Genomic DNA, 14520 nt, shown 5'->3' with positions numbered 1-14520 from the left:
GCGTACGCGCGGAGCGGGCAGGGCCATCCGGCCGCGTACGCGCGGATCTGCGGGTCATGGCAGCTCCGGGTCAGGAGCCGGCTCCGGGCCGACGCCGGCCGCCCATCATGCCGAGCGCGACCGCGGCGGCCACCAGTGCCACGCCGCCGAGGACCAGGACCGAGCCGGTTCCCCGGCCGCCGGCGGTCCCGCCGCCCCCGGTCGCCGGCCCCTTGCTGGGCGAGGCCATGTTGAGCACGGTCAGCATCGTCTGCGCGGTCTGGTTGTTCTGGCAGCGCAGGTCGACCTGGTAGTCACCGGGCTCCTTGTTGCCCGGAACGGTGACCTCCCCCTTGAGGAAGCCGTTGTCCGGCCTGAGCATGACGTGCCCGAACGCGTCGGAGCGTACGTTCGCCTGCCGATCGTTGTTGTTGTCGCAGCTCGCGCGGATCGTGACCCGGCTGCCCGCCGGGACGCTGTTCGGTGTCACTTCGACGAAGGTGTTCTCGCCCGCGTGGGCCGGCGCGACCGACAGCAGGACGAACGCCCCGATGAGTCCGACCAGTGTCAGAGCGGACGAGAGCGCGCGGTTGATCGTGCGAAGACCCTGCATGATTTCCCCCCAACCGGCGACGACCGCCGGAACCCTCCCCTGGGCACGCGCGCTGCTTTCCCCCCACCCCAAAGGCAAACCCACCCCACCCCCACCCCGCCCCCCACCCCCCCACGCGCCCGCCCCGCCCCGCCCCCTCCCGCGCGTCGATCATGGAGTTGTGGTGCCCCGCAAAAGGTGCATCTGATCACCATCTACCCACCGCAACTCCATGATCGACCCGGGAATGCGCCGAGAGTCCCGCGATCTTGCACCTTCTGTCGCCGCATACCCGGGCATTCCTCGTATTTCGACGACAGAAAGTGCAAGATCGCGAACGAGGGGGCGGGGGTGGGGAGGGGGCGGGGGGTTAGGGGTGGGGGGTTATGGGGTGCCAGGGTAGGGGGGAGGACAGGACCATGGTGCTCGATGGTTGGCCGTACGGGGCCAGGCGGTCGATGACGGCCTCGAAGTCCCCGATCGAGCCGGCGGCCACCTTGAGCATGCTGCACGCGTCACCGGTGATCCGGTGGATCTCCAGGATCTCCGGCCAGTTGGACACCTCGGGGTCGTGCAGGATGCAGCGCGCCCCGTAGCAGGACATCCGGATCAGGGCGACCACCGTACGACCGGCCCGGGTCAGGTCGACGTGGGCGTGGTAGCCGGTGATCACGCCGGTCTCCTCGAGCCGGCGGACCCGCTCGGCGACCGCCGGTGGGGACAGGTGCACCCGGCGGGACAACTCGCTGAAGGAGAGTCGGGAGTCGGCCTGCAACTCGCGCAGCAGCGCCCAGTCCATGTCGTCCACGCTCGAACCTTACTTTCGTGAACCAGATTCGCCTAGCTGCCTTCCGTTCGTCAGGTCAGGACGGCAAGTCCCGTTGATCCGGCATTCCGTACGCCGATCCCACCGCGAGATCATGACGTCGGCAGTTCGGGGAAGGGAGACGACTGGTGGAATCGACGGAGCGGCGGGCCTCGAACCGCGTCGCCACGGTGCGACCGGTGACCCCGCGACAACGGGCGGCCCGCGCCGCACGCAACGGCGGTGAGCCGACTCTCGAGTTCGCCGACCTGGTGCCGTACGACGCCTACGTGCGGGCCAGCGCGCTGCACCAGTTGCAGCAACCTCTCAGCGACGACCCCGGCGAGATGTCGTTCCTCATGGTCAGCCAGATCATGGAGCTGTACTTCGGACTGACCTGCCACGAACTGCGCGAGACCCAGCGCCTGGTGCGCGCCGACCAGATCTGGGACGCGCTGGCCCCGCTGCGCCGGGCCACCCTGCACCTGGAGGGGTTGAACGCCGCCTGGCAGGGCCTGCGCTGGATGACCCCGGCCGACTTCAACCGGTTCCGCAACCTGCTCGGCGAGGGCAGCGGCTTCCAGTCCGCGATGTACCGGCACCTCGAGTTCCTGCTCGGGCTGCGCGACCCGGCGCTGATCCGCCCGTTCCGTCGGCAGGCCGAGGTGCACGCCGCGCTCAGCGCGGCGATGGCCGCCCCGAGCCTCTGGGACGATGTCGTCGCGCTGTTGGCCCGGCGTGGATTCGACATCCCAACCGAGTTGTTGGACCGCGACGTGGCGGTCGAACACGACCCGCAGCCGCAGGTCGAGGCCGCCTGGGTGCGGATCTACGCCGACAACGGCCCCGACAATCACCTGCGGCTGCTCGGCGAGGCGCTCAGCGGTGTCGCCGAGGAGTTCGGCGACTGGCGCTGGAACCACGTCAAGGCGGTGCAGCGGACGATGGGCGCGAAGGTCGGCAGCGGCGGTTCCGCCGGCCTGGCGTGGCTGCAACGGAGCATGGCCCGGGTGGTCTTCCCGGAGCTGTGGTCGGCCCGCACCGCGATGTGACCGGAGAGCGAGACATGCACATTCCTGTTGACGAGGCGCACCGCCTCGACGAGGCCGACCCGGGTCACCGGCGCCTCTTCCACGTGCCGCCCGCCGACGGCGGTCTCCACCCCGAATCGGCGTACCTGGCCGGCAACTCGCTCGGTCTGCAGCCCCGGGCCACCCGCGACGAGCTCCTCGCCGACCTGGACGCCTGGGGGCGGCTCGGCGTCGAGGGGCACCTGGAGGCCGAGCGCGCCTGGTTGCCGTACCACGAGCTGTTGACCGGCCCGGCCGCGCGACTGGTCGGCGCCCGGCCCGCGGAGGCCGTGGTGATGAACTCGCTCACCGTCAACCTGCACCTGCTGATGGTCAGCTTCTACCGCCCGGCCGGCGCGCGTACCCGCATCGTCATCGAGGACAGCGCCTTCCCCTCGGACAGCTACGCGGTGCGCAGCCAGGCCCGGTTCCACGGCCTGGACCCGGACGACACGGTGGTCCGGCTGCGCCCCCGCCCCGGCGAGGACGCGCTGCGCACCGAGGACATCGCCGACTACCTGGCCGCCGAGGGCGACCGGGTGGCGTTGGTGCTGCTCGGCGGCGTCAACTACCTGACCGGTGAGCTGCTGGACATCCCGGCGATCACGGCCGCTGGCCGCGCGGCCGGCGCGGTGGTCGGCTGGGATCTCGCCCACGCGGTCGGTAACGTGCCCCTCGCGCTGCACGACTGGGATGTCGACTTCGCGGCCTGGTGCTCGTACAAGTACCTGAACTCCGGTCCCGGGGCGTTGGCCGGCGTCTTCGTGCACGAGCGGCACCTCGGCGATGCGGACCTGCCGCGCTTCGAGGGCTGGTGGAGCACCGCGGCGGCCACCCGGTTCGAGATGACGCCGGTGTCCCGCCCACCGTCCACCGTGGAGGCGTGGCAGATCTCCAACCCGCCGATCTTCGCGATGGGTCCGGTGCGTACCTCGCTGGAGCTGTTCGACGCGGTCGGCATGCCGGCGCTGCGCGCCCGCAGCCTGCGCCTCACCGGCTGGCTGGAGTCGCTGCTCGACGAGGTCACCGCCGACCGGCCGCTGCGGGTGGTCACCCCGCGCGAGGAGGCCCGCCGGGGCTGCCAGCTCTCGGTCCGCGTCGGCGCCGGCAACGCCGCCGAGCTGACCAAACGCCTACGGTACGAACACGGCGTCATCGCCGATGCCCGGGAGCCGGATGTGGTCCGCTTCGCCCCGGTGCCGCTCTACTCGACGTACCTCGACTGTTGGCGAGCCGCCGCCGCACTGGAGGCCACGGTGGGACGGGTGAACCCATGACCGCCCGGCGGGACGAGGTCGCGATCATCGGCGCCGGCCTGGCCGGGTGCCTGGCCGCCTGCTTCCTGGCCCGGCGGGGCTACCCGGTGGCCCTGTACGAGCGGCGGCCGGACCCGCGCACCGGAACGGCCGAGCGGGGACGCTCGATCAACCTGGCGCTCTCCGAGCGCGGGCTGGACGCGCTGCGCCGGATCGGCCTGGCCGAGCAGGTGATGGCCGACGCGCTGCCGATGCGCGGCCGGATGATCCACCCGGTCGAGGGGGAGCCGCAGTTCCAGTCGTACAGCGCGGCCGGCGACCGGGCGATCAACTCGATCAGCCGGGGCGCGCTGAACAACGCCCTGCTGGACGCCGCGACCGCGCTGCCCGGGGTACGGGTCGTCTTCGACCACCGTCTCGTCGGACTCGACCCGACCGACGGCTCGTTGAGCTTCGAGACCCCGCAGGGCCCGGTCGCGGCCAAGGCTTCCGTGGTGCTGGGCGCGGACGGCGCGGGCTCCGCCGTACGCGGGCAGCTCCTGGCGCACGGGCTGCTGAGCGAAAGCGTGGACTTCCTCGACTACGGCTACAAGGAGCTGACGATCCCGCCGCTGGGCGGGGACTTCGCCCTCGACCCGGACGCCCTGCACATCTGGCCGCGCGGCACGTCGATGATGATCGCGTTGCCGAACCCGGACCGCTCCTTCACCTGCACGCTGTTCTGGCCCAACGAGGGCGTCGGCAGCTTCGCGGCCCTGGACAACCCGGCCGCCATCCGGGCGCACTTCGCCGAGCGGTACCCGGACGTGGTTCCCCTGGCCCCGGCCCTGGTGGACGACTACCAGCACAATCCGGTGGGGGTGCTGGGCACGGTCCGCAGCACGCCCTGGCAGGTCAACGGCACCGTCGGTCTGATCGGCGACGCCGCGCACGCCATCGTGCCGTTCTACGGCCAGGGCGCGAACTGCGCCTTCGAGGACGTCGTCGAGCTGGACCGCTGCCTCGACGAGTGCGCCGACGAGTGGTCGGCGGCGCTGCCGCTGTTCCAACGTCGCCGGCAGGAGAACGCGGAGGCCATCGCGCAGATGGCGTTGACCAACTTCGTGGAGATGCGCGACAAGGTGGCGTCACCGGTGTTCCAGACCCGCAGGCGGGTGGAGCACGCGCTGGAACGGGCCCTGCCCGGCCGGTACGTTTCGCAGTACGAGCTGGTGTCCTTCTCCACCACCCCGTACGCCGAGGTGCGCCGCCGGGTGCGCCGGCAGCACCGGGTGCTCGGCGCGGTCGCCGGTGGGGCGGCGCTGCTGCTGGCCGGGACGATCACGGCGGTGCTCAACCGAGGGAGGCGCGCGTGACGAACCTCTGGGACCTGACGTTGATGACCGGCCACGCGCCGGCCGGGCCGCCGCGCCTGCGCAACTTCGTGGGCGGTGAGTTCGTCGACGCGGGGTCGACGTTCACCAAGGTCAGCCCGGTGACCGGGGAGCCGGTCTTCGAGGTGGCGGAGGCGTCGCGGTCCACCGTGGACGACGCGGTGGCCGCCGCCCGTGCGGCGCTGCGCGGGCCGTGGGGCCGGATGGGCGAGCGCGAGCGCGCCGAGGTGCTCCGGCGGGTCGCCGACGAGCTGGAACGCCGCTTCGACGACCTGGTCACCGCCGAGGTCGCCGACACCGGAAAGTCCATCGCCCAGGCCCGTACGCTGGACATTCCGCGCGGCGCGGCGAACTTCCGGGCGTTCGCCGAGATCGTGGCGACCGCACCCACCGAGTCGTTCACCACGGTCACCCCGACCGGTGGCCGGGCCCTCAACTACGCGGTCCGCAAGCCGGTCGGCGTGGTCGCGGTCATCGTGCCGTGGAACCTGCCGCTGCTGCTGCTCACCTGGAAGGTCGCCCCGGCGCTGGCCTGCGGCAACGCCGTGGTGGTCAAGCCCAGCGAGGAGACACCCGCCTCGGCGACGGTGCTGGCCGAGGTGATGGCCGCCGCCGGTGTGCCCGAGGGCGTGTTCAACCTCGTGCACGGCTTCGGTCCGGACTCGGCGGGGGAGTTCCTGACCCGCCACCCGGGCGTGGACGCGATCACCTTCACGGGCGAGTCGGCCACCGGCGGCGCGATCATGCGGGCCGCCGCCGACGGGGTGAAGGCCGTCAGCTTCGAGTTGGGCGGCAAGAACGCCGGCCTGGTCTTCGCCGACGCCGACCTGGACGCGGCGGTCGCCGGGTCGGTGCGGTCCAGCTTCACCAACGGCGGTCAGGTGTGCCTCTGCACCGAGCGCCTCTACGTGCAGCGGCCGGTCTTCGAGGAGTTCACCGCCCGGCTGGCGAAGCGGGCCGGCGAGCTGGCGTACGGCTGGCCGACCGACGAGGCCACCGCCACCATGCCGCTCATCTCCCCGCAGCACCGGGCCAAGGTGCTCGGCGCGTACGAACTGGCCCGGTCCGAGGGCGCCGAGGTGCTGACCGGCGGCGGTACGCCCACCTTCGGCGACGCCCGCGACGGCGGCTCGTACGTGCAGCCGACGGTGCTCGCCGGGCTGGGCGCGGACGCCCGCACCAACCGGGAGGAGATCTTCGGCCCGGTGGTGCACGTCGCGCCGTTCGACACCGAGGACGAGGCGTACGCCCTGGCCAACGGCACCGACTATGGCCTGGCGGCGACGGTGTGGACCCGGGACGTCGGTGTCGCGCACCGGGCCGGGGCGCGGCTGGACGCCGGCATCGTCTGGGTCAACACCTGGTTCCTGCGGGATCTGCGAACCCCGTTCGGCGGGGTGAAGGCGTCCGGCATCGGTCGGGAGGGCGGCGTGCACTCGCTGGACTTCTACTCCGAACTCACAAACGTCTGCGTGGACCTGTCGTGACCGGGGGAGTGAACGTGGAAGCCGACATTGAGGCCGCCAACCGGGAACTGGCCGAGGCCCGTAGCAGCGGCAAGCCGTGCCCGCCGCTGCGCGGCCGGTTGCTGCCGGAGGGGGACGTGGAGTCCGCGTACCGCGTGCAGCAGCTCCAGACGCGGGCCTGGCAGGGCCGGGGCGAGCGCCGCGTGGGCGCGAAGATCGGGCTGACGTCCCGGGCGGTGCAGGAGACCTTCGGGGTGTTCCAGCCGGACTTCGGGATGCTGACCGACGAGATGGCCGTCGGCGACGGGGTCGAGGTGCCCATCGACCGGCTGCTCCAGCCGCGGGTCGAGGCGGAGGTCGCGTTCGTGCTCGGCGGGGACCTCACCGACGAGCGGATCACCACGGTCGACCTGATCCGCGCGGTCGATCACCTGCTGCCCGCCATCGAGATTGTCGACTCACGGGTCGCCGGCTGGGACATCTCCATCGTGGACACGATCGCCGACAACGCCTCCAGCGGGCTGTTCGTGCTGGGCACCACGCCCCGGCGGCTCGCCGACGTCGACCTGCGACTGTGCGGGATGGTGCTGGAGCACGCCGGTGAGCCGGTCTCGGTGGGCGCGGGCGCGGCCTGCCTGGGGAACCCGCTGCACGCCCTGCACTGGCTGGCCACCACCCTCGCTCGGGCCGGTGACCCGCTGCGGGCCGGGGACGTGGTGCTCTCCGGGGCGCTCGGCCCGATGGTCCCGGTCACCCCCGGGGCCGCGTACGAGGCCCGGATCTCCGGGCTCGGCTCGGTACGCACCTGCTTCAGCAAGGAGGCTGCCGCATGACCACCGGAGTGGCGGTGCTGGGATCGGGAAACATCGGCACCGACCTGATGATCAAGGTTCTTCGGCTCAGTAGCGAGCTGCGGATGGTGGCGATGGCGGGCATCGACCCGGCCTCCGACGGCCTGGCGCGGGCCCGCCGCCTCGGCGTCGCCACCACCGCCGACGGCGTGGACGGCCTCGTCGCGATGCCCGAGTTCGCCGACGTCGAACTGGTCTTCGACGCCACCTCGGCCGGCGCGCACCGCCGCCACGACGAGGTGCTGCGGTCGCACGGCCGCACGGTGGTCGACCTGACCCCGGCCGCGATCGGCCCGTACGTGGTGCCGCCGGTCAACCTCGACGAGCACCTGCACGAGCCGAACGTCAACATGGTGACCTGCGGCGGCCAGGCGACCGTGCCGATCGTCGCCGCCGTCGGTCGGGTCACCCCGGTGGCGTACGGCGAGATCGTCGCGTCGATCGCCTCGAAGTCCGCGGGGCCGGGCACCCGCGCCAACATCGACGAGTTCACCGAGACCACGGCGCGAGCCATCGAGGTGGTCGGCGGCGCCGAGCGGGGCAAGGCCATCATCGTGCTGAACCCGGCGGACCCGCCGCTGCTGATGCGGGACACCGTCTACTGCCTCTGCCCGGACGCGGACGCCGACCGCGCCGCCATCGCCGCCTCGATCAGCGACATGGTGGCGACGGTGCAGGAGTACGTCCCCGGCTACCGGCTCAAGCAGGACGTGCAGTTCGACCGGGTGCGGGCGTACCTGCCGTCGCTCGGACGACAGCTCACCGCCCTGCAGGTGTCGGTCTTCCTGGAGGTTTCCGGCGCGGGCCACTACCTCCCGGGGTACGCCGGGAACCTGGACATCATGACGTCGGCCGCGCTGCGGACCGCCGAGCGGCTGGTGGCCCTGCGCGCGACGGGAGCGGTGGCATGACCGACCTGTACATCCAGGACGTGACCCTGCGCGACGGCATGCACGCCATCGCCCACCGCTACACCGTCGAGCAGGTGCGCACGATCGCCGCCGCGCTGGACGCCGCCGGGGTGGCCGCCATCGAGGTCGCGCACGGCGACGGGCTCGCCGGGTCCAGCGTCAACTACGGCCACGGCGCGGCCAGCGACGCCGAGTGGATCTCCGCGGCCGCCGAGGTGCTGACCACCGCGAAGCTGACCACCCTGCTGCTGCCCGGCATCGGCACCATCGCCGACCTGAAGGCCGCCCAGGCGCTCGGGGTGACGAGCGTCCGGATCGCCACCCACTGCACCGAGGCGGACATCTCCGCCCAGCACATCTCCTGGGCCCGGGAGAACGGCATGGACGTGGCCGGGTTCCTGATGATGTCGCACATGAACGATCCGGCCGGGCTGGCCGGGCAGGCCAAACTCATGGAGTCGTACGGGGCGCACTGCGTCTACGTCACCGACTCCGGCGGTCGGCTGCTGATGTCCGACGTGGCGCAGCGGGTCGACGCGTACCGGCAGGTCCTCGACCCGGAGACGCAGATCGGCATCCACGCGCACCACAACCTGTCCCTCGGGGTGGCGAACAGCGTGCTCGCCGTGGAGCACGGCCGGATCCTCGGTGACGGTCCACTCGGGTCGCCGTCGGGTCGGACCGTCCGCGTCGACGCCTCCCTGGCCGGGATGGGCGCGGGCGCCGGCAACGCGCCGCTGGAGGTCTTCGTCGCGGTCGCCGAACTGCACGGCTGGAAGCACGGCTGTGACGTGTTCGCGTTGATGGACGCCGCCGACGACATCGTCCGCCCGTTGCAGGACCGGCCCGTGCAGGTGGACCGGGAGACGCTCTCCCTCGGGTACGCCGGGGTCTACTCCAGCTTCCTGCGGCACGCCGAGCGGGCCTCGGCGAAGTACGGCGTGGACGTGCGCTCGATCCTGGTCGAGTTGGGCCGGCGTCGGATGGTCGGCGGCCAGGAGGACATGATCGTCGACGTGGCACTCGACCTGGCCGGCAAGGAGCAGCAATCATGATCGGACCGGACATCGCCGGGATCGCCGAGAAGTTGGGCGCGGCAGCGACCACCGCCACCCCGATCCCGCAGCTCGCCGCCGAGACCGGCCTCGACGTGGACGCCGCGTACGCCGTGCAGGCCGCGCTCGCGCAGCGCCGGATCGACGCCGGCGAGCGGCTGGTCGGGCTGAAGATGGGGCTCACCAGCAAGGCGAAGATGGCCCAGGTCGGCGTGGACGAGGTGATCTGGGGACGGCTCACCGACGCGATGCGGGTGCCCGACGGCGGCGCGGTCGACCCGACCGCGTACATCCATCCCCGGGTCGAACCGGAGGTGGCGTTCCTGCTGGACCGGCTGCCCGAGCCGGGGGAGCCGGTCGGCGACTTCGCCACGGCGGTGCGCGCGGTCGCTCCGGCCATCGAGCTGATCGACTCCCGGTACGCGGACTTCCGCTTCTCGCTGCCGGACGTCATCGCGGACAACACCTCGGCCGCCGCGTTCGTGATCGGCCCGTGGTCCCCGGTGCCGGCCGGCCTGGACAACCTGGGCGTGCTGCTGGAGGTCGACGGCCGGGTGGCCCAGGTCGGCTCGACGGCGGCGATCCTCGGCGATCCGCGCCGCGCGCTCGACGAGGGCATCCGACTGGCGGGCCGGCACGGGGTGCGACTGGAGTCGGGCTGGGTGTTCCTGGCCGGCGCGGCCACCGCCGCCGTCCCGCTGCGCCCGGGCGCGCACGTCCGCGCGGTCGTCGAGAAGCTCGGCACCGCGTCTCTGCGGGCGTCGTCGTGAGCGGGGTCGTCGTCGCCGGCAAGGCCGTTCCGCGGGGGGCCTTTCCGCACGTCAAGGTCGCCCGTGGGTTCGTCTTCGTCTCCGGTACGTCGTCCCGACGGCCGGACAACAGCTTCGCCGGTGTCGAGGTGGACGAGTTCGGCACCACGAGCCTCGACATCCGGGTGCAGACCCGGGCGGTCATCGAGAACATCGGCGACCTGCTGCGATCGGTCGGCGCGGACCTCACCGACCTCGTCCAGGTGACGTCGTACCTGGTCAACATGAACGACTTCGGTGGCTACAACGAGGTGTGGGCGGAGTTCTTCGACGCGTCCGGCCCGACCCGCACCACTGTTGCGGTGCACCAGTTGCCGCACCCGCACCTGCTCATCGAGATCCAGGCCGTGGCCCTTCTTCCCTCGGGAGGTCAGTCGTGAGTGAGATCGCCGAGCCGTTCAGCTTTCCGGGCTGGATCGCCGACAACCAGCACCTGTTGAAGCCGCCGGTGGGCAACAAGGAGATGTTCCCCGGCGGGGACGACTTCATCGTGATGGTGGTGGGCGGGCCCAATCAGCGCACCGACTTTCACGTGGACCCGTACGAGGAGTTCTTCTACCAGGTCAAGGGCAACATGCACATCAACCTGATGACCCCGCAGGGGCCGCGTACGGTGCACGTGCGCGAAGGTCAGATGTGGATGCTGCCGCGCAACACCCCGCACTCGCCGCAGCGGCCGGAGGCCGGCTCGATCGGTGTGGTCGTGGAGCGGGTCCGCGAGGAGGGCACGCTGGAGACGTTCCAGTGGTACTGCCCGGAGTGCGGGCACAAGGTGCACGAGGTGGAGTTGCAGGTGCGCGACATCGCGGCCGACCTGCCGCCGGTGTTCCAGGCGTTCTACGCGGACGAGTCGGCGCGTACCTGCGCGAACTGCGGCACCCTGCACCCGGGCAAGGGCTGATGCCCGCTGGTGTGGTCGACGTGCACACGCACGTCGTACCGAAGGGGTGGCCGGACCTCGGCGCGGCGTGCGGCGGGTCCGGCTGGCCCTGGTTGCGGGTGGACTCCGAGCGCGCCGCCATGATCATGGTGGGGGAGACGGAGTTCCGCCCGATCGGCGCCGAGTGCTGGGACGCGTCGCGCCGACTCGCCGACATGGACGCCGATGGCGTCGCCGTGCAGGTGGTGTCGCCGACGCCGGTCTTCTTCAGCTACGACCGCCCGGCCGACCAGGCGGTGAAGGTCGCCCGGATCTTCAACGACCTGACCCTGGAGGTCACCGCGGCCGGCGGCGACCGGCTGGTGCCGTTCTGTCAGGTGCCCCTTCAGGACCCGGACGCCGCCTGCGCCGAGCTGGACCGCAGCCTGGCCGCCGGGCACGTGGGCGTGGAGATCGGCAACCACGTGGGCGACCGGGACCTGGACGACGCCGGGGTGGTCACCTTCCTGCAGCACTGCGCCGAGGTGGGCGCCCCGGTCTTCGTCCACCCCTGGGACATGCCGGGCAGCCCCCGGCTGGACCGCTGGATGGCCCGCTGGCTCACCGGGATGCCCGCCGAGACGCACCTGTCGGTGCTCGCGATGATCCTGGGCGGCGTCTTCGACCGGGTGCCGGAGGCGCTGCGGATCTGCTTCGCGCACGGCGGGGGCAGCTTCCCGTTCTGGCTCGGCCGCGCCGACAACGCCTGGCACCGCCGTGGCGACCTGGTCCGGGGCGCGTCCGCAGCCCCGCCGAGCAGCTACGTCGATCGGTTCAGCGTCGACTCGGTGGTCTTCGCGCCGCCGGCGCTGCGGCTGCTGGTCGACACGCTGGGGGAGGACCGGGTGCTGGTCGGCAGCGACTACCCGTACCCGCTGGGGGAGCGGCCCGTCGGCGCGGTGGTCGACGCGGCCGACTTCCTCACCGATGCCCAGCGCTACAAGCTCCGGTCCACCAACGCCCTGCGCTTCCTGCACGGCTGAGCACGGCTCACGCCGCCGGCTCGACACGCCATTCGTCGGTGGGGCGTCCGATGGTCGCCCGCGCGTGTCGGCTGCGCGAAGTGCTGACGGGCGGCAGGATGGCGTAATGGCCGAGCCGCACGACCTGACCGCGCTGGAACAGGCCGCCGCCATCGCCCGCGGCGAGTTGTCCAGCGTCGAGCTGGTCGAGCACTCCCTGCGCCGGGTGGCTGCGCTCGGCGACACCGTGGGCGCGTTCGTCACCGTCACGCCGGACCTCGCCCGGCAGGCCGCGCGCGCCGCCGACGCGGTGCCCATCGAGGCGCGCGGCCCGCTGCACGGCGTACCGACCGCCATCAAGGACCTCACCCTCACCGCCGGGGTACGCACCACCTTCGGCTCGGCCGCCTTCGCCGACTTCGTCCCGCCGGTCGACGCCGACGTGGTCCGGTTCATCAAGGCCGCCGGCCTCGTCAGTCTCGGTAAGACGACCACCTCGGAGCTGGGCTGCTCGCTCTACTCGGAGGGCCGCGTCGCGCCACCGGCCCGCAATCCGTGGCAGTTGGCGTACACCGCCGGTGGTTCCAGTGGCGGCGCGGCGGCGGCGGTCGCGGCCGGCCTCGTGCCGGTGGCCCAGGGTTCCGACGGCGGCGGCTCGCTGCGCATCCCGGCGTCGCTCTGCGGCCTGGTCGGCTACAAGCCCAGCCGTGGCCTGGTCTCCGGCGGGCCGCTCGGCTCCGGCGCGTTCGGTCTGCCCACCAGCGGGCCGATCGGGCGGACGGTGGCCGACATCGCCGCGCTGCTCGACGTCATGGCCGTCCCGGTGCCCGGCGAGCCGTACCTGTCGCCGCCCGCGCCGCCCGGCGGATACCTGGCCGCCGCCCGTCGGGCCGAGCCCGGCCGCCTGCGGATCGGCCGGTTCACCACGCCGATGCTCGCCGACGAGCCGGTGCACCCCGACTGCGTCGCGGCCGTCGACTCCGCCGCCGCGCTGCTCGCCGCCGCCGGCCACGAGGTGGTCGAGGTGCCGCCGCCGCTCACGCCGGCGGTGTGGCCGCTGTTCGAGATCATCTGGTACGTCCTGGCGCTCGCCCCAGTCCCGGCGCACCGCGAGTCGGAGCTGCTGCCGCTGACCCGGCTGCTCCGCGCCCGGGGCGCCGAGGTGTCCGCGGGGACACTGTCCGCGACCCTCGGCGAACTACAGGCGCAGGTACGCCTCGGCGCGGCCCGAACCGCCGACTGCGACCTCCTGCTCTGCCCCACCCTGGCCGCCCCGCAGGCGCCCGTCGGCTGGTTCACCGCCGACGGCGATCCGGCGGCCGATTTCGACCGGCAGCGCCGCTTCTCGCCCTACTGCGCCATCTTCAACGTCACCGGCACCCCCTCGGTCTCCCTGCCCCTGGGCACCACGACCACCGACGGGCTGCCCGTCGGGGTGCTGCTCACCGGCCGGTACGGCGACGACGCGCGGCTCATCGCTACCGCTGCGCAACTGGAGCACGCCAGTGACGGGTGGGATCGGCACCCCGCAATCTGGCGGGCCGTCGACTCCGCTAACGTGAATGGCGACGGAGTTGGCCGGTTGCCATCATGATCGTCCATCCGACCCGCTTGTTCGAGGTCCTTCTTCCGCCTGGGGGCGTTGGGATTGTCTGTTACCGAGACGGTGCTGATCTTCGCCGGCATCCCGTTGGCGGCAGTGCTGGTGATCGCCGGCCTGTCGTACGCCGGTAGCCGTGGGGGTGCCACCGGCGGTGGTGGTGGCGCCAAGCGCTACCGGCCGGGCCGGCCCTTCGACTTCACTCCGGTCTGGTTCCTGGGCCGCCCGGAGCAGCTGGCCGACTCGGCCGGCACCGCGCTGACGGCGGGCGCGCAGGCGCCCGCGCTGACCAGCCACAAGCTAGAGCAGGCCAGCGTCGAGGCGCCGGCCGGTGGAACCGGAGGCGCAAGTGACCGTTGGTGAGAAGCAGACCGGGACGGAAAATCCGCCCGAGGTGCTCGACGGGCCCTTCTCGACCCGTCAGCTGCTGCGCATCGACGAGGCCCTGCGCCTGGCCGACAAGGGCACCGGCCTGGTCTTCTCGGTGTTCGTCGGCGGCCTCGACGAGCCGATCCGCGAGCACGCCCAGCGGCTGCACCGCCAGCTCGCCGACCCGGACAAGTCGGTGCTGATCGCCCTGTCGCCCAACCAGCGGCAGCTGGAGATCGTCACCGGGCGGCACGCGCGTAAGCGCATCCCCGACACGTACGCCAAGCTGGCCGCGCTCTCGATGGTCGGCGCGTTCAGCGGCGGCGACCTGGCCGGCGGCATCATCAACGGGCTCGACCAGCTCGCCAGCCACGCCGGCAAGGGCTGATCCCTCCCTCGTACGACGAAGCCCGACCCGCCGCACGGTGGGTCGGGCTTCGACGTGTCGCGGGTTGTCTCAGCGCGGCCAGGAGGACGGGTCCGGGCCGGCGCGGGTTCGCACC

The 14520-nt window shown here is 72.3% G+C and carries 16 protein-coding genes; 14 read left to right on the top strand and 2 right to left on the bottom strand.

Annotated features, from left to right (window positions below; all coding sequences use genetic code 11):
• Positions 1 to 70: 70 nt before the first annotated feature.
• Entirely contained in the window at positions 71 to 544 is a 474-nt protein-coding gene (locus tag ACQP03_RS27760) for a hypothetical protein (RefSeq protein ID WP_357174817.1), read from the bottom strand.
• Positions 545 to 941: 397 nt separating this feature from the next.
• On the bottom strand, positions 942 to 1379 hold the full coding sequence (locus ACQP03_RS27755; RefSeq protein ID WP_357174755.1) for an Lrp/AsnC family transcriptional regulator: 438 nt from the start codon (positions 1377 to 1379) through the stop codon (positions 942 to 944).
• Between the two features lie 146 nt (positions 1380 to 1525).
• Between ACQP03_RS27755 and ACQP03_RS27750 the strand changes: the two genes are divergently transcribed.
• The 14 genes from ACQP03_RS27750 to ACQP03_RS27685 all read left to right on the top strand — a co-directional run bounded on the left by ACQP03_RS27750 (position 1526) and on the right by ACQP03_RS27685 (position 14405).
• Positions 1526 to 2428, top strand: coding sequence for a tryptophan 2,3-dioxygenase (locus tag ACQP03_RS27750; protein ID WP_357133588.1), 903 nt, complete (start codon positions 1526 to 1528; stop codon positions 2426 to 2428).
• Between the two features lie 14 nt (positions 2429 to 2442).
• Complete coding sequence (gene kynU / locus ACQP03_RS27745; RefSeq protein WP_433459022.1) at positions 2443 to 3723, top strand: kynureninase; 1281 nt, start codon at positions 2443 to 2445, stop codon at positions 3721 to 3723.
• Positions 3720 to 5057 (top strand): FAD-dependent oxidoreductase, encoded by a 1338-nt coding sequence (locus ACQP03_RS27740; RefSeq protein ID WP_357174764.1) that lies wholly within the window; start codon positions 3720 to 3722, stop codon positions 5055 to 5057. Before kynU ends, ACQP03_RS27740 begins: the two co-directional genes overlap by 4 nt.
• A 23-nt stretch (positions 5058 to 5080) precedes the next feature.
• Complete coding sequence (locus ACQP03_RS27735) at positions 5081 to 6562, top strand: 2-hydroxymuconic semialdehyde dehydrogenase (protein ID WP_433461221.1); 1482 nt, start codon at positions 5081 to 5083, stop codon at positions 6560 to 6562.
• Positions 6563 to 6576: 14 nt separating this feature from the next.
• Positions 6577 to 7374, top strand: a complete 798-nt coding sequence (locus ACQP03_RS27730) for a 2-keto-4-pentenoate hydratase (RefSeq protein ID WP_433459019.1) — start codon at positions 6577 to 6579, stop codon at positions 7372 to 7374.
• Positions 7371 to 8303, top strand: coding sequence for an acetaldehyde dehydrogenase (acetylating) (locus tag ACQP03_RS27725; protein ID WP_357395234.1), 933 nt, complete (start codon positions 7371 to 7373; stop codon positions 8301 to 8303). Before ACQP03_RS27730 ends, ACQP03_RS27725 begins: the two co-directional genes overlap by 4 nt.
• Positions 8300 to 9358 (top strand): 4-hydroxy-2-oxovalerate aldolase, encoded by a 1059-nt coding sequence (gene dmpG / locus ACQP03_RS27720; protein WP_396833065.1) that lies wholly within the window; start codon positions 8300 to 8302, stop codon positions 9356 to 9358. Before ACQP03_RS27725 ends, dmpG begins: the two co-directional genes overlap by 4 nt.
• Complete coding sequence (locus ACQP03_RS27715) at positions 9355 to 10128, top strand: 2-keto-4-pentenoate hydratase (RefSeq protein WP_357133576.1); 774 nt, start codon at positions 9355 to 9357, stop codon at positions 10126 to 10128. Before dmpG ends, ACQP03_RS27715 begins: the two co-directional genes overlap by 4 nt.
• Positions 10125 to 10547, top strand: a complete 423-nt coding sequence (locus ACQP03_RS27710) for a RidA family protein (RefSeq protein WP_357174779.1) — start codon at positions 10125 to 10127, stop codon at positions 10545 to 10547. The genes ACQP03_RS27715 and ACQP03_RS27710 overlap by 4 nt, the downstream gene beginning before the upstream one ends.
• Complete coding sequence (locus ACQP03_RS27705) at positions 10544 to 11068, top strand: 3-hydroxyanthranilate 3,4-dioxygenase (RefSeq protein WP_357133572.1); 525 nt, start codon at positions 10544 to 10546, stop codon at positions 11066 to 11068. The genes ACQP03_RS27710 and ACQP03_RS27705 overlap by 4 nt, the downstream gene beginning before the upstream one ends.
• Entirely contained in the window at positions 11068 to 12069 is a 1002-nt protein-coding gene (locus ACQP03_RS27700; protein WP_433459016.1) for an amidohydrolase family protein, read from the top strand. Before ACQP03_RS27705 ends, ACQP03_RS27700 begins: the two co-directional genes overlap by 1 nt.
• Positions 12070 to 12175: 106 nt before the next feature.
• Entirely contained in the window at positions 12176 to 13642 is a 1467-nt protein-coding gene (locus ACQP03_RS27695) for an amidase (protein ID WP_433459014.1), read from the top strand.
• A gap of 48 nt (positions 13643 to 13690) precedes the next feature.
• On the top strand, positions 13691 to 14011 hold the full coding sequence (gene ctaJ, locus ACQP03_RS27690) for an aa3-type cytochrome oxidase subunit CtaJ (RefSeq protein WP_433459012.1): 321 nt from the start codon (positions 13691 to 13693) through the stop codon (positions 14009 to 14011).
• A complete protein-coding gene (locus ACQP03_RS27685; protein ID WP_357133566.1) occupies positions 13998 to 14405 on the top strand; it encodes a DUF5130 family protein in 408 nt (135 codons plus the stop codon). The genes ctaJ and ACQP03_RS27685 overlap by 14 nt, the downstream gene beginning before the upstream one ends.
• Positions 14406 to 14520: the final 115 nt, after the last annotated feature.

Source organism: Micromonospora sp. CA-248212, from assembly GCF_050948405.1.
GTDB lineage: Bacteria > Actinomycetota > Actinomycetes > Mycobacteriales > Micromonosporaceae > Micromonospora.
Note: the sequence above shows the minus strand (reverse complement) of the source record. Positions and strands in the feature narration are given on the sequence as shown.